18 protein-coding genes, 1 tRNA gene and 1 pseudogene are annotated in these 22,072 nt (G+C 60.7%); 13 read left to right on the top strand and 7 right to left on the bottom strand.

Annotated features, from left to right (window positions below; all coding sequences use genetic code 11):
- The first annotated feature begins 210 nt into the window (after nt 1–210).
- From bcsE to JUI81_RS29370, 13 genes and pseudogenes are all read left to right on the top strand, one after another.
- Nucleotides 211–1,752, top strand: coding sequence for a cellulose biosynthesis protein BcsE (bcsE, locus tag JUI81_RS29430; RefSeq protein WP_204125537.1), 1,542 nt, complete (start codon nt 211–213; stop codon nt 1,750–1,752).
- The gene (gene bcsF, locus JUI81_RS29425) at nt 1,749–1,940 is read left to right on the top strand and encodes a cellulose biosynthesis protein BcsF (protein ID WP_204125536.1); all 192 of its coding nucleotides are present in this window, start codon (nt 1,749–1,751) and stop codon (nt 1,938–1,940) included. The genes bcsE and bcsF overlap by 4 nt, the downstream gene beginning before the upstream one ends.
- Nucleotides 1,927–3,555 carry a cellulose biosynthesis protein BcsG gene (gene bcsG, locus JUI81_RS29420; RefSeq protein WP_204125535.1) on the top strand — a complete coding sequence of 543 codons (1,629 nt, stop codon included), beginning with the start codon at nt 1,927–1,929 and terminating at the stop codon, nt 3,553–3,555. Before bcsF ends, bcsG begins: the two co-directional genes overlap by 14 nt.
- Nucleotides 3,525–3,767: a cellulose biosynthesis protein BcsR gene (bcsR, locus tag JUI81_RS29415; protein ID WP_204125534.1), complete on the top strand. Its 243-nt coding sequence runs from the start codon at nt 3,525–3,527 to the stop codon at nt 3,765–3,767. Before bcsG ends, bcsR begins: the two co-directional genes overlap by 31 nt.
- Nucleotides 3,764–4,486 (top strand): cellulose biosynthesis protein BcsQ, encoded by a 723-nt coding sequence (gene bcsQ / locus JUI81_RS29410; RefSeq protein ID WP_204125533.1) that lies wholly within the window; start codon nt 3,764–3,766, stop codon nt 4,484–4,486. The genes bcsR and bcsQ overlap by 4 nt, the downstream gene beginning before the upstream one ends.
- The gene (bcsA, locus tag JUI81_RS29405; protein ID WP_204125532.1) at nt 4,483–7,077 is read left to right on the top strand and encodes a UDP-forming cellulose synthase catalytic subunit; all 2,595 of its coding nucleotides are present in this window, start codon (nt 4,483–4,485) and stop codon (nt 7,075–7,077) included. Before bcsQ ends, bcsA begins: the two co-directional genes overlap by 4 nt.
- Nucleotides 7,074–9,356 (top strand): cellulose biosynthesis cyclic di-GMP-binding regulatory protein BcsB, encoded by a 2,283-nt coding sequence (bcsB, locus tag JUI81_RS29400; protein WP_204125531.1) that lies wholly within the window; start codon nt 7,074–7,076, stop codon nt 9,354–9,356. Before bcsA ends, bcsB begins: the two co-directional genes overlap by 4 nt.
- Before the next feature lie 4 nt (nt 9,357–9,360).
- Nucleotides 9,361–10,476 carry a cellulose synthase complex periplasmic endoglucanase BcsZ gene (bcsZ, locus tag JUI81_RS29395; protein ID WP_204125530.1) on the top strand — a complete coding sequence of 372 codons (1,116 nt, stop codon included), beginning with the start codon at nt 9,361–9,363 and terminating at the stop codon, nt 10,474–10,476.
- The gene (gene bcsC, locus JUI81_RS29390; RefSeq protein WP_204125529.1) at nt 10,464–13,940 is read left to right on the top strand and encodes a cellulose synthase complex outer membrane protein BcsC; all 3,477 of its coding nucleotides are present in this window, start codon (nt 10,464–10,466) and stop codon (nt 13,938–13,940) included. Before bcsZ ends, bcsC begins: the two co-directional genes overlap by 13 nt.
- 119 nt (nt 13,941–14,059) lie before the next feature.
- Nucleotides 14,060–14,347, top strand: coding sequence for a putative quinol monooxygenase (locus tag JUI81_RS29385; RefSeq protein WP_204125528.1), 288 nt, complete (start codon nt 14,060–14,062; stop codon nt 14,345–14,347).
- Between the two features lie 48 nt (nt 14,348–14,395).
- A complete protein-coding gene (locus JUI81_RS29380; protein WP_204125527.1) occupies nt 14,396–15,283 on the top strand; it encodes an AraC family transcriptional regulator in 888 nt (295 codons plus the stop codon).
- Between the two features lie 258 nt (nt 15,284–15,541).
- Nucleotides 15,542–15,863, top strand: a pseudogene (locus tag JUI81_RS29375) (LysE family translocator); the annotation flags it as partial.
- A 151-nt stretch (nt 15,864–16,014) separates the two neighbouring features.
- Complete coding sequence (locus JUI81_RS29370; protein WP_086946018.1) at nt 16,015–16,638, top strand: glutathione S-transferase family protein; 624 nt, start codon at nt 16,015–16,017, stop codon at nt 16,636–16,638.
- Nucleotides 16,639–16,880: 242 nt separating this feature from the next.
- Here the strand turns inward: JUI81_RS29370 and ychF are convergent, their stop codons facing one another.
- From ychF to lolB, 7 genes are all read right to left on the bottom strand, one after another.
- Nucleotides 16,881–17,981 carry a redox-regulated ATPase YchF gene (ychF, locus tag JUI81_RS29365; protein ID WP_018929566.1) on the bottom strand — a complete coding sequence of 367 codons (1,101 nt, stop codon included), beginning with the start codon at nt 17,979–17,981 and terminating at the stop codon, nt 16,881–16,883.
- Between the two features lie 22 nt (nt 17,982–18,003).
- The gene (gene pth / locus JUI81_RS29360; protein ID WP_008074178.1) at nt 18,004–18,588 is read right to left on the bottom strand and encodes an aminoacyl-tRNA hydrolase; all 585 of its coding nucleotides are present in this window, start codon (nt 18,586–18,588) and stop codon (nt 18,004–18,006) included.
- Between the two features lie 169 nt (nt 18,589–18,757).
- Nucleotides 18,758–19,357 (bottom strand): 50S ribosomal protein L25/general stress protein Ctc, encoded by a 600-nt coding sequence (locus JUI81_RS29355; protein WP_018929567.1) that lies wholly within the window; start codon nt 19,355–19,357, stop codon nt 18,758–18,760.
- Between the two features lie 142 nt (nt 19,358–19,499).
- Nucleotides 19,500–20,441, bottom strand: coding sequence for a ribose-phosphate pyrophosphokinase (locus JUI81_RS29350; RefSeq protein WP_003171603.1), 942 nt, complete (start codon nt 20,439–20,441; stop codon nt 19,500–19,502).
- 46 nt (nt 20,442–20,487) lie between these two features.
- Nucleotides 20,488–20,562 (bottom strand) — tRNA-Gln (locus tag JUI81_RS29345).
- Nucleotides 20,563–20,599: 37 nt separating this feature from the next.
- Entirely contained in the window at nt 20,600–21,451 is an 852-nt protein-coding gene (gene ispE / locus JUI81_RS29340) for a 4-(cytidine 5'-diphospho)-2-C-methyl-D-erythritol kinase (protein WP_026331940.1), read from the bottom strand.
- 2 nt (nt 21,452–21,453) lie between these two features.
- Nucleotides 21,454–22,071 (bottom strand): lipoprotein insertase outer membrane protein LolB, encoded by a 618-nt coding sequence (gene lolB / locus JUI81_RS29335; protein ID WP_019582393.1) that lies wholly within the window; start codon nt 22,069–22,071, stop codon nt 21,454–21,456.
- Nucleotide 22,072 lies beyond the last annotated feature (1 nt).

Here is a 22,072-nt window from a genome sequence, read left to right as displayed (position 1 = left end):
CATTTTCTTCCAACGGCACTATCCCGCATTTAAAGCTTCCAGCCCCGAGTTTCAGGGTTCGGCCCAGCCAATTTCGCTGACTTAACAGTCTCCCCCTGAGCCTGGCTCGGGGCGCTTGTGTACGTCATTAGAAAAAGTCCCTCGCGAGCAGGCGTCGAGGGGCCGATCACGCTCGTGTTGTATCCGGTTCAAAGGGAAAGGGAGTTGCATTTGAGTCAGGTCACCTTAGCCATCCGCGATCTGCGTGATGAGCAGATATTGTTGCGCGAGGGCGGTTTTTATTGGGTGGCTGTGGATCAGGCGCGCGATGCGGCGACGCTGGCAGCCCAGTGCCTGGCAGCGATGCCGGCCGATGCGCGAGCGATGCTGGTGTGTTGCGGGCATTCAAGTCGGGACGTCGCCCAGAAGATGGCGGCCTATGCCGGCCCCGGCGAGCTGAAGCTGTTCGACATCAACGAAGCCGACGTCGGCCGGGCCCTCAAGTCGCTGGTCGGCGAGCTGACCCGTGCAGCGCCGGTGGCCGGCAGTGCCATTGTGCTGATGCTGCCCACCAGCGCCTGGCAGAGCGAAGTCGCGCCAGGGCTGCGGCACTGTTGCCAGGCCCTGGGGCAATGGTTGGGGCGACGCCAATGCACTTTGCTGATGATCGGTCACGGCCAGGCGCCTCAATTGCATGAGCGTCTGTTGCGGCTCAACGAGACCATTTCAGGGCTTGCCCAGCTCTATCGCCGTGACGGCGGTATTCATTACCAACTGCACTATTGGCACAGCGAGCTGGGCGTGTGCAGTGGGCAGGCGTTCGAGCTGGAGTTGCGCGTGGACGGTTTTGCGCTGTCGGCCAATGAGCAGAGCGGCGCGCAACTCACCCACACCGACGATCAGCGCATCTACCTGACCCAGCGTGCCGTGCTCGAAGGCGCACCGCCGTTGTCGGATCAGTGGAGGCTGTTCGAGAACCGCGAGGACTTGCTCCAACAAGCGAGCCGCGCCCGCGCCGCCAGCATCATCGTCGCCATCGACAGCAACTTGCAGGTCGAGGAATTGGCCCGTCAGATCCATGCCTTGCGCAAGCGCTGCGGTAGCGCGCTGAAAATCATCGTACGTGAAATGGAGCCCTGCCTGCGTTACCGGGACGAGCGTCTGCTGGTGTCCTGTGGGGCCAACATGACGGTGCCTTATGGCACTACGCTGGCGTACTTCTTCAGCATTATCGACAGCGCCCAGGGCCAGACCTGGCGTCACAGTCGTACCACCGACCTCCAGTCGCTGTTCAAACGCCTGCGTCCACCTGCCGAGCGCGGTCTGTTGTTGCCGCGCGAATTCATCAGCACGGTGGAACGCGTCTATGGCGGTGCCTCCGGTGAAATCAGCCACCAGATGCTCAGGCTGACACCGCGCGGTGGCCTGGAGATCGAGCAGTACCTCAATCAGATCGACCTGCGTCGTTTCGGTGATGTCGCCTGCGTGGTCGATGGGGCTTTTTATCTGTTCCTGTTTGCCTGTCGCGCGGATGGGCTGGAGCCGGCATTGGAGAATATCTGCCGGCTGGCCTGGCGCGATCTGTTCAGCGACATCCAGATTCTCTCCGGCGTCGACGCCTTGCCGCGCGAGGCTTTCCTTGCGCAGGCGTCGCTGCCTTCCAGGCTCCCTCCGGTAGAAGAACGCGGGGCCGCTGGCGCTGCCGACGTCGCCGAGTGTGGCGCTTATTCTCCTGAACGCATCACGCTTGCCATTGCGGGGCATTGTCCATGAGTTATTCCGAACTGCTTCAGGTAATCGGCCTTAGCAGCCTGTTGACCCTGGCGCTGATCCTGGTGCTGGCCAGGGTGGGGCGCCATCTTCTCGATGTTGTGCAGGGCTTCTTGCCCCCGCGTTACCTGAAATCCGGTGGGGTGCGGCGCCGCGCCCCAGCCCGGAGTGAGCCCCATGAATCGGTCTGAAGTCGCTTATCCAACGCCAGTGCCCGTCTGGCCGGGCCTGGGGGCGTGGAACCTGTACTTCATCCTCAAGTTTGCACTGCTGTGGGCGGGCTACCTGAACCTGCAGGTATGGCCCAACCTGGTGTTCGCGGCTGCCTTGCTGCTGCCGTTGCCGTACCGTTATCTGCGTTACCTGCGCACGTTCATTGCAATCCCGGTGGGCGTTGCGCTGTTTTACCAGGACACCTGGCTGCCCCCCTTCAGCCGCCTGCTCGACCAGCCAGGGGTGCTGAATTTCAGCGGTGCCTACGTGGTCGAGTTGGCTGGCCGTTTCATCGACTGGAACCTGTGTGCACTGCTGGCCGTACTGGTGGTGATCTATGCCTTTGCCCGTCACTGGCTGCGCCTGACTACCCTGAGTGTGCTAGGGCTGGCCTGGCTGGCCAGCACCAATGTGCTGGCCCTGCATGCGCGCAGCGAACCGGCCGCAACGTCGACCAGCGACGCCCCCGTGGCGGCAGCGAGCTCCGCCGAGCCGGACAGCGCGACGCTTGAGGCGTACCTGCAGAAGTTCTACAGCACCGAAGCCGGGCGTCAGGTGGAGTTCATGCCGTCGACCTCTGCCGCGCAGCCGTTCGACCTGTTGCTGATCAATATCTGCTCCATGGCCTGGGATGATCTGGAAGCCGTGGGCCTGCGCGATAACGCACTCTTTCAGCAAATGGACGTGATTTTCGACAGCTTCAACTCGGCCACCGCCTACAGTGGCCCGGCTGCCATCCGTTTGTTGCGCGCTAGCTGCGGGCAGGTCCCCCACATGCAGCTCTACGGCACTGCGCCACCGCAGTGCATGTTGATGGCCGACCTGAGCAAGCTGGGCTTTGCCAGCGAAGTGATGCTCAACCACACCGGCCAGTTCGAAGGTTTTCTTGACGAAGTCCGTGCCCAGGGCTCGTTGCCGGGGCCTGCTGTGAATACCAGCAAACTGCCCCGTGCATTGGTGGGCTTCGACGGTTCGCCGATCCTGCGCGATTCGCAGGTCCTGGACACTTGGTGGAAGCACCGTGAAGCCGGGACGAACGAGCGCGTGGCACTGTTCTACAACACCACCACGCTGCATGACGGCAACCGTGCGCTGACCCCCGATGGCGGCACCAAGAGCGCCGATTACAAACCGCGTGCCCAGGGGCTGATCGATGACCTCAGTGGCTTCATCAAGCAACTGGAGTCGACTGGCCGGCGGGTGGTCGTGGTGATCGTACCGGAGCATGGTGCGGCGCTGCATGGCGATCGCATGCAGATCTCCGGCATGCGCGAGATCCCAAGCCGGTCCATCACCCACGTGCCGGTCGGTATCAAGTTGGTGGGCATGGGGCGCAACGCCAATTCCGCTCCACTGCACATCGCTGAGCCGAGCAGTTTCCTGGCCCTGTCGGAAATTATCAGCCGTCTCTACACCGCCCAGCCCCAGGGCGATGGCCAGGGTCCCGACTGGCCGGCCCTGCTGAGCAACCTGCCGCAGACGGCGGCAGTTTCCGAGAACGCTGGCACCGTGGTCGTCGACTACGCCGGAAAACCTTACGTACGAATCAAGGAGAAAGGTGGATGGCTGCCCTACCCACAGCGCTTCAAGTGAAAGCCAGGGCGCAGTCGCGTGCGGATCGTGCCGACGACATCGCCCGTTTGAAACTGGAGATCGAGCTGCCCGAACTGGACTACGTGGACATTTCGGCGCAGATCGAATTGCAGAAGGCCCTGCATCGCTGGCCACTGCTGGGAGAGGTGGAGCGCCTGCGAACGGCGGTCCTGGTACCGACACGAAAGTCTGAGCAGGAGGCGCTGTCGTGACAGCTCTGAGCCTGCGAGGTCTGCGCGGGGGCGTTGGCACCAGCGCGTTGGTGGCGGCCATTGCCCATGCATTGCATCGTCTTGGCGAGCGCGTACTGCTGGTCGACATGTGTCCGCAGAACCTGCTTCGCCTGCATTTCAATGTCCGGGTCAGCGAGCGCAGCGGCTGGGCGCGCGCCATGATCGACGGGGAGGATTGGTACACCCAGGCCTGGACCGTGCAGCCGGGATTGGACGTGCTGCCTTATGGCCGCCTGAAACTGGCCGAGCAGGAGCAGGTCGAGCAAAACCTGCGCAAGACGCCGGAGCTGTGGCTTCACCGACAGGCCAGTCTCGCCGAGCGCTTTGACTGGATTCTGTTCGATGTACCGCTGCGCCTGCCCGGTCATTCCCGTGTCGGGCCTTGTGCGTTGCGCCTGCAGGTTGTCGAGGCGGATGCCGCCTGCCATGTGCTGTTGCAGCAGGAAGAAGACCCTAGCGAGTATCTGCTGATCAACCGCTTCGACCCGGTCAGTCAATTGCAGCGCGACCTGCAACTGATCTGGCGCAAACAATATGGCGACCGGCTGTTGCCACTCAACGTGCATCGGGATGAAGCCATGCACGAAGCCCTGGCCTTCAAGAAGCCGGTGGGGGCTTATGCCCAGGCCAGCCTGGCGGCCCAGGACGTGTTGAGCCTGGCCACCTGGTGCCTGGCTCGACGCCTGGAGGCCGTATGATTGCCCGCATTTTCCCGTTTGCCCGCTTGTATCGGCGCTATGACAGTGGCTTGCCGGTTGCGCTGCTGCTGGCGACATTGAACGCCTTGGCGTGGATGTTCTTTCGTCTGGAGTCGCCGAGCTGGCGCTATGTGCTCGATCAGCCAAAGCGCTGGTATCCGCAACTGGCCCATCGGTCACCGAGGCTGGGCGACCCGCTGCGTTATGCCGTGCAAAGTCTCTGGCTGCTGCTGGTTCGCCCGGTACCGCGGCGGGCCAGGAGACTGGCGTCCCCCGATTGGCTCAAGGCCCTCGGGAGGCGATATCTGCGCCTGGGGGCGTGGATGGGGGAGGCGCTGGAAAGCGCACCCCGGCGCGCCTGGACCAACCAGCAGATTCGCCAGGGCAGCCATTGGTGGAAGGGGCTGGACCGTCGCAACCAGCGGCTGATCAACGTGGCCCTTGGGGCCGTCGCCTTCATGTTGATGTTGTTGTGCATCACCGAGCCTTTCGGCTACCTCGCCCAATTGGTCTTAGTCCTGTTGTTGTGGGGCCTGGCCATGCTTGTGCGACGGGTGCCGGGGCGTTTTACGACATTGCTGATGGTGGTCTTGTCGGTCATCGTCTCGTGCCGTTACCTGTGGTGGCGCTACACCTCCACCCTGAATTGGAACCAGCCGCTGGACCTGGCGTGCGGATTGATCCTGCTGGTGGCCGAAACCTATTCGTGGGTGGTGTTGATCCTCGGTTACATCCAGACCTGCTGGCCTTTGGGCCGCAAGCCGGCGCCGCTGCCACGCGACACGCGGCTGTGGCCCAGCGTCGACTTGTTGATCCCGACCTACAACGAAGATCTGTCCATCGTGCGGGGCACGGTGTATGCGGCCATGGGCATCGACTGGCCGGCCGACAAACTGAACATCTACATTCTCGACGACGGCAAGCGCGAGAGTTTCCGCCAGTTCGCCGCGCAAGTCGGTGTCGGCTACATCACCCGCAACGACAATCGTCACGCCAAGGCCGGTAACCTCAACCACGCGCTGACGTTGCTCGACAGCGAGCTGATCGCCATTTTCGACTGCGACCATGTGCCCGTGCGCTCATTCCTGCAAATGACCACTGGCGGTTTCTTGCGTGATCCGAAACTGGCGCTGGTGCAGACCCCGCATCACTTCCTGTCGCCAGACCCCTTCGAGCGCAACCTCAATGTGTTCCGCGAGCGCCCCAACGAAGGCGATCTGTTCTACGGGATGGTCCAGGACGGCAATGACATGTGGAACGCCGCGTTCTTTTGTGGCTCGTGCGCGGTGCTGCGCCGCGCGGCGGTGATCGAGATCGGCGGCTTTGCCGTCGAGACCGTGACCGAGGACGCCCACACAGCGCTGCGCTTGCACCGCAACGGCTGGAACTCGGCCTATATCAAGATCCCTCAGGCGGCGGGCCTGGCCACCGAGAGCCTGTCGGCGCATGTCGGCCAGCGCATTCGCTGGGCCCGAGGCATGGCGCAGATCTTCCGCACCGATAACCCCTTGCTCGGAAAGGGCCTGACCTTCTTCCAGCGCATCTGCTACGCCAACGCGATGATGCATTTCCTGGCCGGTCTGCCGCGCTTGGTGTTCCTCACGGCGCCGCTGGCTTTTCTGTTCCTGCATGCCTACATCATCTACGCGCCGGCGCTGATGATCCTGCTGTACGTGCTGCCGCACATGATCCACGCCAGCCTGACCAACTCGCGAATGCAGGGCGCCTATCGCCAGACGTTCTGGGGCGAGGTGTACGAGACCGTGCTGGCCTGGTACATCGCACGCCCCACCACGGTGGCACTGTTGAACCCCAGCAAGGGCAAGTTCAACGTGACCGCCAAGGGCGGCCTGATGGAACGCAACCAGTTCGACTGGAAAATCGCCCAGCCGTACTTGCTGCTGGCGTTGTTGAACGTTGCGGGCCTGGGCTTTGCCGCCTGGCGTCTGGTCTGCGGACCCGACAACGAGATCGCCACCGTGTGGGTGAGCATTCTCTGGGTCATCTACAACCTGCTGATCATCGGAGCCGCCGTGGCGGTGGCCGCTGAAGTGCGCCAGGTTCGCCAGACCCACCGAGTGCACGCCAAGTTGCCCGCTGCGGTGCGCCTGGAGAGTGGTCATTCTTACCCCGGCACATTGCAGGACTATTCGGACGGTGGCGTGGGCATCCAGCTCGACGCTTCGTTGTCGCTGCCGTTGGGCGGGCGTATCTCGCTGATGATGCAGCGCGGCGATCGCGAGTTCCTGTTCCCGGGCCACATCAGCCGCAGCCACAAGAATTTCGTCGGTATCAGTTTCACCGCCCTCAGTACGCAGCAGAAGATCGATTTTGTGCAGTGCACCTTCGCCCGTGCCGACGCCTGGCTCAACTGGGGCGAGAACTTTGCCCCGGATCGTCCGCTGCACAGCTTCGTCGACATCCTCAAGCTTGGCGGCATCGGCTATTACCGCCTTTACGAATACCTGCCTGCCTGGGTCCGTCGCATCGCCCGCCCGCCGCTGCACCTGTTGCGCGGGGTGTTCAGTTTCCTGCCGCGTATGCCAGCGGCTTCCCCTTTTTCCGATTCCCGATCAGTGAGCGCACTATGAGCGGCTTCTTCAGCAAACACCTTGTTGCCAGTCTGGCGCTCCTGACCATGGATTGCGCCCAGGCAGTCACCGAGCCAACACCTGACATGCCAGCTGCGGTCAGCAGCCTACCGGGCTGGAGCACCGCCTATAGCTTTGAACAGCTGGGGCGTCCTGCCGACAACCTGTTGCTGGGTATCCGTAACAGTGACCAGATCGAATTCAGCCTGCGCCGCGACCGCATCGCCAGCGATGCAAGATTGCAGCTGGAATACACACCGTCGCCTTCGCTGTTGCCCCAGACCTCGCACTTGCGTGTGTATCTCAACGACGTGCTGATGAGCGTTGTACCGATCGAGAAAGACCAGTTGGGCAGGAAGGTCACCCAGTCGGTGGCGTTGGATCCGCGCCTGGTTTCCGATTTCAACCGCGTGCGCCTGGAGTTCGTCGGCCATTACACCGATACCTGTGAAGATCCGGCCAACAGCACGTTATGGTTGAACGTTGGGCGTAGCAGTCAGATCCAGGTGCAGGAGCAGCCTCTGACGCTCAAGAACGACCTGGCCTATTTCCCGATGCCTTTCTTCGACATCCGGGGCCAGGGCAAGCCGGTTGTCAACCTGGTCTTCGCCGACGCGCCGACGCTGGGCGAGCAACGTGCTGCCGGTATCCTGGCATCCTACTTCGGCAGCCAGGCCGGTTGGCGTGGTGCACAGTTCCCTGTGCTGTTCGACCAGTTGCCGCCCGCCGACGGGCAGAATCGCGCCCCGTCGGCCATTGTCTTCGCGACCAACGATCACCGCCCGTCCTTCCTGGCCGACATGGACACGTACCCGGCCGTGGATGCGCCTGTGGTGCAAATGATCGACAACCCCCAGGACCCTTACAGCAAGGTGTTGCTGGTATTGGGCCGCAACGACGATGACCTGGCTGTGGCCGCCCGTGCCCTGGCCTTGGGCGGGGACCTGTTCCGTGGTTCGCGTGTAACCGTCAACCAGGTCCGGCAGCTCAAGCCCCGGGTGCCTTATGACGCGCCGAATTGGGTGCGTACGGACCGTGCGGTGCGCTTCGCCGAGCTGATCAAATACCCCGAGCAGCTTCAGGCGAATGGCCTGCAGCCACGGCCGATCACCGTGGACGTGAATCTGCCGCCCGACCTGTTCGTCTGGCGCAGCCAGGGAATTGCACTGCAAACCCGGTTCCGTTACACGCCACCGTCGGTCAACGACGAATCGCGCCTGGCCGTCAGCCTGAACAACCAGTTCATCACCAGCCTGGCACTGCAAGGCAAGGCCGGCAGCCGTCTGGAGGAGTTGCGCCTGGCGGTGTTGTCCAGCGAATCGGCTGACCTCAACGAAAAGCTGCTGGTGCCTGGGTTGAAGATTGGCGATCGCAACACCTTGCGTTTCGACTTCAACTTCGCCAGCACCTTCGGCAGCGCCCAGCGCGATCGTTGCCAGACGTCGCTGCCGGTGAACAACCAGGCGGTGATCGATGAAGAATCGACGATCGACCTGACCGGCTACCATCACTACATCGCCATGCCCGACCTGCGCGTCTTTGCCCGCAGCGGTTTTCCGTACAGCCGCATGGCCGACCTGTCGGAAACCCTGGTGATGGTCCCGGCTCGCAGCCTTCCTGTACAACTGAGCACCTTGTTCGAGACCATCGCCGCCATCTCCGCGCGCACTGGGCTGCCGGCGTTCGGCCTGCGCCTCTCGGACAATTGGGACGACGCGAAGGCGGATGTCGACCTGCTCGTATTCGGCGCCATGGCGCCGGGAGTGGGCAATGGGGCCGATGCCAACCTGGTGCTGGACCAGACTCGTGACTGGCTGTTGAAACCTGCCAGTGAGCACAATGGCAAGTCACCCCGGGCCGGCCAGCTCAGCGATGAGCGCGACCAGGGGACCAACCGCGTCGAAGTCAGCGCCCAGGCACCGATCGCTGCCATCGTCGGCCTGCAATCGCCCCATCATGAACAGCGCAGCATTGTGGCCCTACTGGCCAGCGATGAGGCCGATTACCAACTGCTGCGCGACACCTTGGGCGACAGCGGCAAAATGGACGCCGTGGCCGGCTCCGTGACGCTGATCCGCAGCAGCGGCGTTGGCAGCAGTTGGGTGGGCCAGCAGTACTTCGTCGGTCGCCTTCCGTGGTGGCTGCTGCTTTGGTACCAGTTGTCCGAGCACCCGGTCCTGTTGGCGGGCCTGGCCTTCACCAGCGTTCTGCTGACGGCTTTCCTGCTGTGGCGCGCCCTGCGTTGGGCTGCCCGTCGTCGTCTGGCTGGCCAGGAGTGACCGGGTGAAAGCTGTCGTCGCGCGGGTGCTGACCGCAATCTTTGCCATGCCCGGCTTTGCCGGGGCTGCCCAATGCGCCTGGCCGGCCTGGGAGAATTATCGTCAGGCCATGCTCAGCCCGGACGGACGGGTCATCGACCGCTCCTCGGAGGCGTTGATCTCCACGTCTGAAGGACAGAGCTACGGGCTGTTTTTTGCCCTGGTGGGCAACGACCCTGAAAGCTTCGCCAAGATACTGCGCTGGACCCAGGACAACCTGGCGGGCGGGAACTTTGACCGGCAACTTCCGGCATGGTTGTGGGGGCGCGACAAAGAAGGGCGCTGGCAGGTCCTCGATGGCAACAACGCCACCGATGCCGACTTGTTCATCGCCTATAGCCTGCTCGAAGCCGGGCGCCTGTGGCATCGACCGGCTTACCAGGTCTTGGGCCGCAACCTGCTCTGGCGCAGCGCCGCGCAAAGCTTGCGCAAGCTGCCAGGCCTGGGCGTGATGTTGTTGCCCGGCGATGTCGGGTTCGACAGCGCCGGGCAATGGCGCCTGAATGCCAGCTATCTGCCGCCGCAATTGCTGGCGCGCTTCGGCCAGGAGGCATCGGTCTGGCAGGAGTTGGCCAGCAACGCCCGGCGCCTGTTGATCGAAAGCTCGCCCAAGGGCCTGGCGTCCGACTGGCAACGCTGGGAAGCCGGGCAGGGGTGGGTCGTCGACAGCCAGAAGGGCAGTGTCGGCAGCTATGACGCCATCCGCGTCTACCTCTGGACGGGCATGCTGGCCAAGGACGCACCGGGTCGCTTCGCACTGATCGAACATTTCAGGCCCATGGTCAATCTGACCGCGCGCCGGGGCTATGTGCCGGAAGTCGTCGACAGCGCCACCGGCCTCGACAAGGGCACTGGCCCGGTCGGCTTCAGCGCCGCATTGCTGCCCATGCTGGCCGCCAGTCCGGACAGTGCGGCTGCCCTTGCGGCCCAGCGCCAACGCTTGCAACAACAGCCAGCGTTGGCAGATGACTACTACAACCAGTCGTTGGCGCTGTTCGGCCAAGGCTGGGACCAACAACGTTATCGCTTCGATAAGGATGGACGCCTCGTGCCAGATTGGACGGCTGCATGCGCAAAGTAAACGGTTTTGGGCTGTTGTTGAGCAGCATTTACGGCGTCGCCCTGGCTCAGCCTTTCAGTCCGCCCGACCAGCAGCAATGGCTGTTGGAGCAGATCCGCGTGGGAGAGGCGCTGCATCGCGAAGACCTGGTGCGTGACTCGCTGGCACGCCTGGAACTGATCGCTCCGGACGATCCACAGGTGAAAGTCATCGAGGTCCGCCAGGCGCTGCTGCAACAGAATCGCTCGCAAGCCGAGCGCCTGGTTGCCCAACTGCGCCAGCAGGTGCCTGGCACGGCGCTGCTGCGTCAAGCCGAGAGCTTGCTGAAAATGCACAGTGCCGAGGGCCAGAAGGCTTTGCAAGAAGCGCATTTGCTGGTCACCGCCGGCCGTTCTGAAGACGCCGCCCAGGCCTATCGGCAATTGTTCGGCGATGACATGCCGGACTTTGCCATCACCCTGGAATACCTGAGCGTGCGCAGCGGCATCAAGGGGCAGCGCCCGCGCGTGATCGAGCAACTGCGCGAGTTGGATCAGCAGTACCCCGGCAATGCCTCGTTGCGCCAGACCCTGGCTGGCCTGCTGTTTGCCGAGAAACGCGACGCTGAGGCGCTGGACGTCTTGCATCAATTGGCCCGCGATCCTGGCACCAGCAACAACGCCGCTGAACGCGAATACAATTATTTGCTTAAACAGCCGATAGGGCCCGAAACCGCGCAGGCTTGGCGGACGTTCCTGGCGTTCTACCCCTACACCAGCTTTCGCGCCGACGCGACCCGGCAGTTGCAAGAACAGGAGCAATACCTGGCTGATCCGGCCTGGCAAGCGGGTGTCAAAGGCAAGGCATTGATCGAGGCCGGCGACAACGTCGGTGCCGAAGCTCAGTTGCGCCGGGCGCTCAAGCGTTATCCGCAAGACTCCAACCTGCTTGGTTCCCTGGGGATTTCGCTGATGCGCCAGAACCGGCACGAAGCGGCATACAACGCGTTTGTCCGTGCCTCGGCCATCGAGCAGGACACCGACTGGATGACCAAGTGGCAGGACCTCAAGACCATTAACTACCAGTGGATGTTGTTGCAAAAGGCCGATGAAGCGCTGGAGCGCAAGGACTACCCCGTCGCGAAAAAATTCTATCAGCAGGCGCGCAAAACCCAGCCGAAGGATCCTGCGCCGCTGATCGGCCTGTCCTATGTTGCCCGGGGCGAATCCGATGACATCACCGCCGAAGCCTTGTTGGTGCAAGCGCGCAAGCTTGATCCGAACAACGCGAGTGTGGTGCGTGCCATGGTCCGCCTGTTCCAATCGCAATCACCGGAGAAGGCCGAGCGCTACCTCGACAGCCTGGCGCCCAAGGAACGTGAGGGGTTCCAGAGCGTGCGCCGGGGCCTGACGCTGGAGCGCCTCAATACCCAGGCCGATGGCGCCGCTCGACGCGGCGATTGGCCCCTGGTGGCGACGATCTTGAACGAGGCCCGAGTACTGGACCCGGACAATCCCTGGCTGGTGTACCGCCTGGCCAATGCCCAGCGGGAACTGGGCATTGAGGCCGAGGCCCATCAAAACTTCAACCTGCTGCTGCAACGCCAGGGCCAGGACACCGAGGCGCGCTATGCCCACGGCCTGTTCCTGGCCAATGGTGGGCGTGACGGCGAAGCCATGGACAGCCTGCGACAGATCCCCCGCGCCGTCTGGAACGACAACATGAACGCGCTGTGGGCCAGCCTGCAGCGTCGCCAACTGCTCACCAAGGCTCGGACACTGCATGATGAAGGACGTGAGGCCGAGGCAGAATTGCTGCTGATGGAAGCGCCGACCCCTGACGACTACCTGACCCTGGCTGACTGGGCCCGGCAGCGTGGCGATCTGGTACGGGCCGAGAGTCGCTACCGCAAGCTGCTGGCCAGCGAGCCGAAAAATGCCGAAGCGCAACTGGGCCTGGGCGAAGTGCTGATCGAACGCGGTCGTCCGAACGCGGCCAAGGCCAGCCTGATGGCAGTGACCATGCCAGTACCGGCCCAGGCATCGTTCCAGCGCCGCCTGGCCAATGCCTGGGCGAGGCTGGGTGACAAGGCACGTGCCAACGCGCTGTTCGAGGAGTTGCTCAAGACCCCGCAAAGTGATCCGCTGGTGCATCGGGACGCGGCGCGCCTGTTGTCTTGGCAGGCACCGCAGCTCGCGCTGGATCATTACGCGCGCAGCATGGGCGCAGCCGGGATGATCGAACCGCAACAGGTCGAACCGCGTGACAACCGCGCCATGACCCGGGCGAGTCGTGCCAGGGACAGCGATGACTGGCTGCAGCGCAGCATCCGCAGCGACGTCGACGAGCTGTACGAGCAGCAGAACCCGACGGTGAACCTCTACCACGACATTGCCTGGCGCACCGACAACAGCGCATCGGGCATCTCGGACCTGACCACCCAGACCACCGTCCTGCGCATCGACGCACCCGTGGCGCAGGGGCAGGGTTTCGTCCAGGCCGAAGAGATCAACCTGGATGTCAGCCGTTTCTCCAGTACCGACCAGTTCGGCTTGTGCGCGGTGGTGCAGGGGGGATGTGCCGGCGGTTCACAAAGCGTGCGCGGCACGCTGCTGGGCGTGGGCTGGCATGATGACCGTTGGGCTTTTGACCTTGGTCATACGCCGCAGGAGTTCACGGTGTCGAACTGGGTGGGCGGGGGAACCTACAGCGGTGACTGGAATGACGTGGGTTATCGCCTGACGGCATCGCGGCGACCGTTGACCAATTCGCTGGTGTCCTACGCCGGTGCGGTCGATCCGGTCACCGGTACCCACTGGGGCGGTGTCACGGCCAACGGTTTCACCCTCGGCCTGAGCCATGACACAGGCGGCAATGACGGTGTATGGGCGAGCCTGAGCAACCATTGGCTGCTGGGTGAGAACACTGAAAGCAACCAGCGGCGCATGGCCATGGGCGGCTACTATTATCGCCTGGTGGAACGCGCCGACGAGCGCCTGCGCACCGGTCTGACGCTGATGTACATGGGGTACGACAAGGACCTCAGCGAATCGACCCTGGGCCAGGGCGGTTACTACAGTCCGCAGCAATACTATTCGGTCAGCGTGCCGGTGAACTATGCCTGGCGCAACGCTGACTGGTCGGTCCTGATCGAAAGCGCGGTGGGCTGGTCGTTCGCAAAAATCGACGGCACGGACCTTTACCCCAAAGACAATGGTGAGGCCGACCTGCAAGATATTCTGGCGCAGTCGAACCGGACCATGGTGGACAGCCCATCCTTGACCAAGAGTGGGAGTAGCAGCAACGGCGTCAACTTCCGCATCCAGGGCCTGTTAGAACGGCGTCTTTCCGAGAACCTGGTGCTGGGGACCGGCATCACCTGGCAACACAGCGAAGGATACGCCCCAAGCCGCGCCTTGCTGTACTTGCGCTACACCTTCGACCCCTGGCTAGGCAACCTGCCGCTGCCGGTGGAGCCAATCTTGCCGTATGCGGATAGGCGCTAGAGCGGCAAGAAAAACGCAAGAGTGACTGGAAACGCGCATTTTTAACTATTTTCAATCATTTTGATTTTTCAACTCTCTCTATAGTCGTTGCTTTCGTTAAATCAAAATGGAGAAGTAGTATGTCCGTCAATCTGGTCATCAGCTTCAATGTGAAAGAAGAAAAGCTGCAATCCTTCAAGAACATCATGAGCGACGTGAAGATCAATCTGCCGAAGGTGGACGGTTGCCAAACGGTCAAGATTCTCAACCACGTGGAAGATCCACTCGCGTTCACGCTGGTGGAGGCTTGGGACTCGCGTGAAATGCACGGTGCCCACGTCGAGCAGATGATCTCGAGCGGTCAGTGGAGCGTCATCGTCGAGCATCTGAGCAGTGAGCCGGTCAGCGGTTACTTCAGCGAAATGTGATGCTGTAACGTCCAAATGGGGCGGCTAATTTATTGAGAAGCCATAGCAATGACACTCGAAGTAGTACCGGCAGCGCTTTACTCAATGCGCAATGTAAAGCCTATTCTTGCTGACGGTAGCTCGTCCATCCTCCATAAAACGCTTGAAACGAACCTGGAAAACAAGGCGATCTATATCGCCACGCCGTTGATCGTCTACATCAAGCAGGGCAAGCAGATTATTCGCGACTATGACGCCATGTCCCATGTTGTCGACGAGAATCATTTGATTTTCCTCTCCAAGGGCGTTTACACGGTATCGGACTACGTCACTGGCAGTGATATCTTCGAGGCGGTGTTGCTATTTCTCGACGACAAGCTGATCGCCAAATACCTGTCTCGTGCGGCCGGTACAGGCCAGTCGCACACGGACGGCCTGCAGAAAAACGTGCACGGCACTTATACCCTGCACGCCAACGAACAGATTCAGCGCTATATCGATTCGCTGGACTATGTCTACAAGGGCGCGGAGGGCTCCGACGCGCTGCTGGAGTTGAAACTGCTCGAACTGCTGCACCTGATCGCCATTCAGGACAAGTCCTTGCGTTTCCTGCGCGAGCTGTCCTGCGGCGGCAACCGTAAGCGTCGTCTCATCACCGACTTTATGGAGCAGTACTATTCGCACAAGTTGAAGATCGAAGACTATGCCCTGCTGACGGGGCGCAGCGTTTCGACCTTTATCCGCGACTTCAGGCGCAGCTACAACACCACCCCGAACCGCTGGATCATCGAAAAAAAAGTCGACATCGCGCATCAGCTGTTGACGGCTAAAAATTATTCCGTCACCGACGCGGCTGCGGAGGTGGGATATGAAAATACCTCCCACTTCATCAAGGTCTACAAGCAACGGTACGGTGTCACGCCGAAGAAAGCCAAGACCTTCGCAGCAGAACTGTAGCGCGACAAGGCCCAAGCCCCCCGCTGCCGCGACAGGGTGTTGTTTGGCCTGTCACAACAGTCGGTTCCTGACCGAAAGCCCTCATCCATAATGCACGCGGCTGACTGCGTCAGAGTGTTTGGATGCGCTATTGGGGCAAGCCATTGCTCACGTTGAAGTCGAACGTATTCCAAGGGAGCGGATACCCAGTGCTGCGACCGCTGTATGACGTTTTGTCAGTCAATCTGTATCTAACGTTCCCCCTTTGACCACCCTACTATCGCAGCCTTGGTCTTGGCGGTTCCCTATGCGTATGACGCGCTACGACTCGGCTGCGCGCGCTATCTGCTCTACCTTGCCTGGCAAGCGGTCAAGTCCAACATGCCGACCACGGCAGCATGCTGGCGCAATCCATCGTGCTTGGTTTTACGCAGATCGTCATTAGCGTGAGCGTCAACGCGCTGATTGCCGTCATGGCTGGCGCCATCGTGACATTTCTCGCCAGCAGGCCCGTGTGGCAGATCGTGCAACGCTGGCTGATGGGGACGGGGACGGTCCTCGCGAGCTGGCCGTGCGCATGGCCGTAGAAGGGCGGCGCTGAACTGGGCTGTTTGCGGTTGGCGCGGCGCGGTAAACCTGCGTCACCCGGATTTGAGAGCGGCCCCTGTGCATCGCGCCAGGCGCACTAGAAAAAGATCCGAGCGGGTTATCGAAAGCCCCTGACCAACCACTCTGAACGATAAGGACATGAAATGTTGCGCATATTGGGTAAGGCATCGTCGATCAATGTACGAAAGGTGCTTTGGGCATGCGCCGAGATCGAAATCCCCTTTGAGCGAGAGGATTGGGGGGCTGGTTTCAAGTCGACGCGCACGCCCAAATTCATTTCGCTGAACCCCAACGCAACGGTGCCGGTGATCCTGGACGACGACTTCGTGCTCTGGGAGTCAAACTCGATCATTCGGTATTTGGCGTCTCGCTATAACGGAGGTCATTTTTACCCGGTCCAACCGAGAGCAAGAGCGCGGGTGGACCAATGGATAGACTGGCAAGCGTCGGACCTCAACAGATCGTGGACGTATGCCTTCATGTCGTTGGTCAGGCATTCGCCTGACCATCAGGACAGCAGAGCCTTGGCAGCCGCTTGCAGCCTGTGGTCAAGGCACATGGAGATCCTGAATCGACAACTCGAATCAACAGGAGCCTACATCAGTGAAGACGGTTTTTCTCTCGCAGACATACCGATAGGCCTGTCGGTTAACCGATGGTTTGAAACACCGCTCGATCATCCAGACTTTCCTGCTGTAAGTGCCTATTACGAACGGTTGAGTCGTCGACCTGGCTACCTCCTGCATGGAAGAAACGGGACTCCGTAATAGTTCAGCAGGGTGTCAGGCGGCGCCAGGGACATTTGTTCCCATTGCCTCCTCCACGGTCAACCGGCAGTTGCTGCAGTCGGCCAAGGGGGCGGTGGTCATGGCCGGCATGAACGCTGGTGTGCAGGCCGGTGGAGGCGCCGCAATCTACATGGGCTATCTGTTCTAGTCGCGCATAGCAGGTCGATATAACGCCCAAAAAAAAGCCGCGAATCAACGCGGCTTCTTCGATGCCAACAACGCTACACGTTGAAACGGAAGTGCATCACGTCGCCGTCTTTAACGATGTAGTCCTTGCCTTCCAGACGCCATTTACCGGCTTCTTTGGTGCCGGCTTCGCCCTTGTACTGGATGAAGTCGTCGTAGGCGATGACTTCGGCGCGGATGAAGCCTTTTTCGAAGTCGGTGTGGATCACGCCGGCGGCTTGCGGTGCGGTAGCACCGACGCGGACGGTCCAGGCACGGACTTCTTCGACACCGGCGGTGAAGTAGGTCTGCAGGTGCAGCATTTCGTAGCCGGCGCGGATTACGCGGTTCAGGCCGGGCTCTTCGAGGCCCAGGGCTTCGAGGAACATGTCTTTCTCTTCGCCGTCTTCCAGTTCGGCGATTTCGGCTTCGATCTTGTTGCAGACCGGAACCACCACGGCGCCTTCTTCTTCGGCGATGGCCTTGACCACGTCCAGCAGCGGGTTGTTCTCGAAACCGTCTTCAGCGACGTTGGCGATGTACATGACCGGCTTGGTGGTCAGCAGGTGGAAACCGCGAATCACCTGCTTCTCGTCGGTGCTCATGTTCTTCATCAGGCTGCGCGCAGGCTTGCCCAGGGTGAAGTGAGCGATCAGCTGCTCCAGCAGGCCTTTCTGGACCACTGCGTCCTTGTCACCGCCCTTGGCGTTACGAGCGACTTTCTGCAGTTGCTTCTCGCAGCTGTCGAGGTCGGCGAAGATCAGTTCCAGGTCGATGATCTCGATGTCGCGTTTCGGGTCGACGCTGTTGGAGACGTGAATCACGTTCTCGTCTTCGAAGCAGCGGACCACGTGGGCAATGGCATCGGTCTCGCGGATGTTGGCGAGGAACTTGTTGCCCAGGCCTTCACCTTTCGAGGCGCCGGCCACCAGGCCTGCGATGTCGACGAATTCCATGGTGGTCGGCAGGATACGCTTGGGCTTGACGATGGCCGCCAAGGCTTCCAGGCGCGGATCCGGCATCGGCACGATACCGCTGTTGGGCTCGATGGTGCAGAAGGGAAAGTTCTCGGCCGCGATCCCGGACTTGGTCAGGGCGTTGAACAGGGTGGACTTGCCGACGTTAGGCAGGCCGACGATGCCGCAATTGAATCCCATGGTGTTTCCCCTCGGGTAAGAGTCAGGCCTTCTGGCTGTGCAGGTTTTTCATCGCGCGGTTCCATTCCCCGGCGAGGATATCCGGCAGCACGCCGAGGGCAAAGTCGATGCTGGCATCGAGTTTTTCCTGTTCGGCGCGTGGCGCACGACCCAGGACGAAGTTTGAAACCATACTGGCAACGCCCGGGTGGCCAATGCCAAGCCGCAGGCGGTGAAAGGTATTCTGATTGCCCAGTTGCGCAATGATGTCGCGCAACCCGTTATGACCGCCATGGCCGCCGCCCTGTTTGAGCTTGGCAACGCCCGGAGGCAGGTCGAGTTCGTCATGCGCCACCAGAATCTCTTCCGGCTTTATGCGAAAGAAGCCGGCAAGTGCCGCTACGGCCTGGCCGCTGCGGTTCATGTAGGTGGTGGGAATCAGCAGACGAACATCCTGACCCTGATGCGAATAGCGCCCGGTCAGGCCGAAATATTTACGATCGGCCACAAGGTTGACACCCTGTGCCTGCGCGATGCGCTCAACAAAAAGGGCCCCTGCGTTATGCCGGGTCTGTTCGTATTCAGCGCCTGGATTTCCCAGGCCAACGATCAGTTTGATGGCAGTCACGATAGGGGCCCTTCCTTGAAGTGGTGGATAACATCGCCGCCATCAGGGAGTGCGGCGAAAGTGGACGACAAGTGCTCATTTACCATTATGTAAACTCCGCGTTCTCGCCCGCTTTCTCGCTACGCTCTAGTCCGCGATGTTACCGGTCACTCCGGCGTACAGAGTGAATTTACTCTGCAGCGCCTTCTGCAGCTTCTGGAGCAACACGTGGAGCGTGAACGTTGGCAACAGCCAGGTCGTTACCGTGAGCCAGAGCAACAAATTCAACGCCTTTAGGAGCGCTGATGTCGGACAGGTGAATGATCGAGCCGACTTCGGCGTTAGCCAGGTCAACTTCGATGAATTCAGGCAGGTCTTTCGGCAGGCAGGACACTTCGATTTCAGCAACAACGTGCGAAATCTCGCCGCCTTTCTTCACCGGAGCAGCTTCGTTGATGAAGTGCACTGGAACGATAGCGGTCAGCTTCTGGCCAGCAACTACGCGTACGAAGTCAGCGTGCATCACGTGGCCTTTGGCCGGGTGACGCTGCAGAGCCTTGATGATTACGTTTTGCTTGGTGCCGCCAACGTTCAGCTCGATGATGTGGCTGTAAGCCGCTTCGTTTTCGAGCAGTTTGGCAACTTCTTTAGCCAGCATGCTGATGGATTCAGGGGCTTTTTCGCCACCGTAAACTACAGCTGGAACCAGGCTTGCGAGACGACGCAGGCGGCGGCTCGCACCTTTCCCCAGGTCGGAACGCACTTCAGCATTCAGAGTAAAATCGTTCATGTTGTATCTCCAAAATAACCACATTCGCCCCAGCGTTTGCGACCAGCGCTAAAGGCGATATGGGCAAAAAAGCCCCGCCCCGACATGAATGCCGGGGCGGGGCGCTTTTCGTCAACAGGATGTAATGAAAAGGGCAGGGCCCTTAACGGAACATCGCGCTGATCGATTCTTCATTGCTGATGCGGCGGACCGCCTCGGCAACTACCGGTGCGATATCCAGTTGGCGGATACGCGCACAGGCTTGTGCTGCAGCGGACAGCGGGATGGTGTTCGTCACCACCAGCTCGTCCAGCACGGAATTTTCAATGTTTTCGATCGCCCGACCCGACAGCACAGGGTGCGTGCAGTAGGCGAAAACCTTGGCAGCGCCATGCTCTTTCAAGGCCTTGGCCGCGTGGCACAGAGTGCCGGCGGTATCGACCATGTCATCGACCAGAATACAGGTACGCCCTTCGACATCACCGATGATATGCATCACTTCAGAGTGATTGGCTTTCTCACGGCGTTTGTCGATGATCCCGAGATCCACGCCCAGGGATTTGGCAACAGCCCGTGCACGCACGACGCCGCCAATGTCCGGGGACACGATCATCAGGTTTTCGAAGCGCTGATCTTCAATATCATCCACCAGTACCGGGGAGCCGTAGATGTTATCTACCGGAATATCGAAGAAACCCTGGATTTGGTCAGCATGCAGATCAACCGTGAGAACACGGTCGATGCCGACTACGGTAAGCATGTCAGCAACGACTTTCGCGCTGATAGCCACACGTGCGGAACGCGGACGGCGATCCTGACGGGCATAACCAAAGTAAGGAATAACAGCAGTGATACGAGTAGCCGAGGAGCGGCGGAAGGCATCAGCCATCACTACCAGTTCCATCAGGTTATCGTTGGTCGGAGCGCAAGTCGGCTGAATAATGAAGACATCTTTACCGCGGACGTTTTCATTGATCTCGGCTGTAATTTCGCCGTCGGAAAACTTACCGACAGAGATGTCACCGAGAGGGATATGCAGCTGACGTACAACACGCCGAGCCAGATCGGGGTTAGCGTTCCCCGTAAAGACCATCATCTTGGACACGCGCAGTACCTGAAGGCTGAGGGTAACCTGGATGAGTATAGGAAAATGGCAGGGGCGGCTGGATTCGAACCAACGCATGGCAGGATCAAAACCTGCTGCCTTACCGCTTGGCGACGCCCCTGTATCTGTTGCTACGAGTACCCAGTACCCGATTCCTTTTAGAGCAGACTTTGCAGCTTGCGATGCAACATCGAAACGTTGCTTCCTTTTGCCACAAACCCTGTAAGGGTCTCTGTAAGAAGGGCCGAGACTTTATCAGCTTCAGCTTTGCTTGGGAAGCCCCCAAACACACAACTTCCAGTTCCGGTGAGTTTTGCTTCGGTAAATTTACCTAACAAATTCAAGGCGTTACGTACCTCTGGATAACGTCTTGCTACCACCGGTAAGCAGTCATTTCGACTGTTTCCCTTGGGAACGGGGCGCACTTTAATGGGAGGAGTGTTACGTGTCAACAGCGGATCTGAAAAAATTTCTGCTGTACTTACAGATACTTGCGGCACAAGCACCAGATACCACGGTTCCTCGGGTTCTACAGGCGTGAGTTTCTCCCCCACGCCCTCGGCGAAAGCCGCGTGGCCACGCACGAAAACCGGGACGTCGGCGCCAAGCGTCAGACCCAGCGCGGCCAGCCTGTCTTCATCCCAGCCCAGTTGCCAAAGATGATTGAGGCCCAGCAACGTGGTCGCCGCATTTGAACTGCCGCCACCGATTCCACCGCCCATGGGCAGGATTTTTTCGATCCAGATGTCGATGCCCAACGAACAACCGGATTGCTCCTGGAGTTTTTTTGCGGCTTTGACGATCAGGTTGCTGTCGTGAGGGACGTCGGCGAATTCGGTGTGCAACCGAATCACACCATCGTCGCGAACGGCGAAGGTGATTTCATCGCCGTAATCGAGAAACTGAAAAATCGTCTGCAACTCGTGGTAACCGTCTTCACGGCGACCGAGGATGTGCAGCATCAGGTTGAGTTTGGCGGGCGAGGGCAGTGTCAGGCGTGGGGCAGTCATCGTCATTGCCCCAGTTTGCGCGGTTGCCAGTCCTTGATCACCAGCGTGACATCAAGGTCGGTGCCGTGCAGTTTGATCCGCTCGGGCAGCCAATAGCCGTTTTGCTCGGCATAACTGAGGTACTCGACCTGCCAGCCATCCTGTTCAAGATTGGCCAGGCGGCTGTCGACGTCCAGGGTCAGACGACTTTTGCTGTCCGGGGCCGGGAGACCGCGAACCCACCACGCCAGATGGGACACCGGCAATTTCCAGCCCAGTTGTTCTTCGACCAGGGCTTCCGGAGTCGACGCGTCATAACGGCCCTGATTGGCCACTTCCAGCGAGACTTTGCCGGGGCGCCCGGTCAAGCGGGCCGCGCCACGACCCAGTGGGCCGGAGAGGCGGATGTCGTAGTAATCCTGGCGTTGCAGCCAGAACAGGGTGCCGCTGCCCGAATCTTTTGGCGCGCGGATACCGATCTTGCCGTTGATCTGCCAGCCGTCGAGGTTGCTCAGTTGTTGTTTGTGCTCGCGCCATTGGGCCGGGTTGCCGTGCCCCCCGACCGATTCGCGGGCGCTGAAGCCCGCGCAACCGGCGAGCAGGGCGATGAAGCTGAAAACGATGATGTGGCGCAAAAACATA

It is taken from the genome of Pseudomonas sp. 008, assembly GCF_016861935.1.
Classification (GTDB): Bacteria; Pseudomonadota; Gammaproteobacteria; order Pseudomonadales; family Pseudomonadaceae; genus Aquipseudomonas.
The sequence above is the reverse complement of the archived record's forward strand: the minus strand, read 5'-3'. Positions and strand labels throughout refer to the sequence as shown.

What these genes read in the sequence shown, in the direction of transcription:
- lolB (WP_019582393.1), bottom strand. Translation starts at nt 22,071, where the DNA reads ATGTTTTTGCGCCACATCATCGTTTTCAGCTTCATCGCCCTGCTCGCC.
- bcsG (WP_204125535.1), top strand. Translation starts at nt 1,927, where the DNA reads ATGAATCGGTCTGAAGTCGCTTATCCAACGCCAGTGCCCGTCTGGCCG.
- ychF (WP_018929566.1), bottom strand. Translation starts at nt 17,981, where the DNA reads ATGGGATTCAATTGCGGCATCGTCGGCCTGCCTAACGTCGGCAAGTCC.
- JUI81_RS29385 (WP_204125528.1), top strand. Translation starts at nt 14,060, where the DNA reads ATGTCCGTCAATCTGGTCATCAGCTTCAATGTGAAAGAAGAAAAGCTG.
- JUI81_RS29370 (WP_086946018.1), top strand. Translation starts at nt 16,015, where the DNA reads ATGTTGCGCATATTGGGTAAGGCATCGTCGATCAATGTACGAAAGGTG.
- bcsR (WP_204125534.1), top strand. Translation starts at nt 3,525, where the DNA reads ATGGCTGCCCTACCCACAGCGCTTCAAGTGAAAGCCAGGGCGCAGTCG.
- ispE (WP_026331940.1), bottom strand. Translation starts at nt 21,451, where the DNA reads ATGACTGCCCCACGCCTGACACTGCCCTCGCCCGCCAAACTCAACCTG.
- bcsF (WP_204125536.1), top strand. Translation starts at nt 1,749, where the DNA reads ATGAGTTATTCCGAACTGCTTCAGGTAATCGGCCTTAGCAGCCTGTTG.
- JUI81_RS29355 (WP_018929567.1), bottom strand. Translation starts at nt 19,357, where the DNA reads ATGAACGATTTTACTCTGAATGCTGAAGTGCGTTCCGACCTGGGGAAA.
- bcsB (WP_204125531.1), top strand. Translation starts at nt 7,074, where the DNA reads ATGAGCGGCTTCTTCAGCAAACACCTTGTTGCCAGTCTGGCGCTCCTG.
- bcsA (WP_204125532.1), top strand. Translation starts at nt 4,483, where the DNA reads ATGATTGCCCGCATTTTCCCGTTTGCCCGCTTGTATCGGCGCTATGAC.
- bcsC (WP_204125529.1), top strand. Translation starts at nt 10,464, where the DNA reads ATGCGCAAAGTAAACGGTTTTGGGCTGTTGTTGAGCAGCATTTACGGC.
- JUI81_RS29380 (WP_204125527.1), top strand. Translation starts at nt 14,396, where the DNA reads ATGACACTCGAAGTAGTACCGGCAGCGCTTTACTCAATGCGCAATGTA.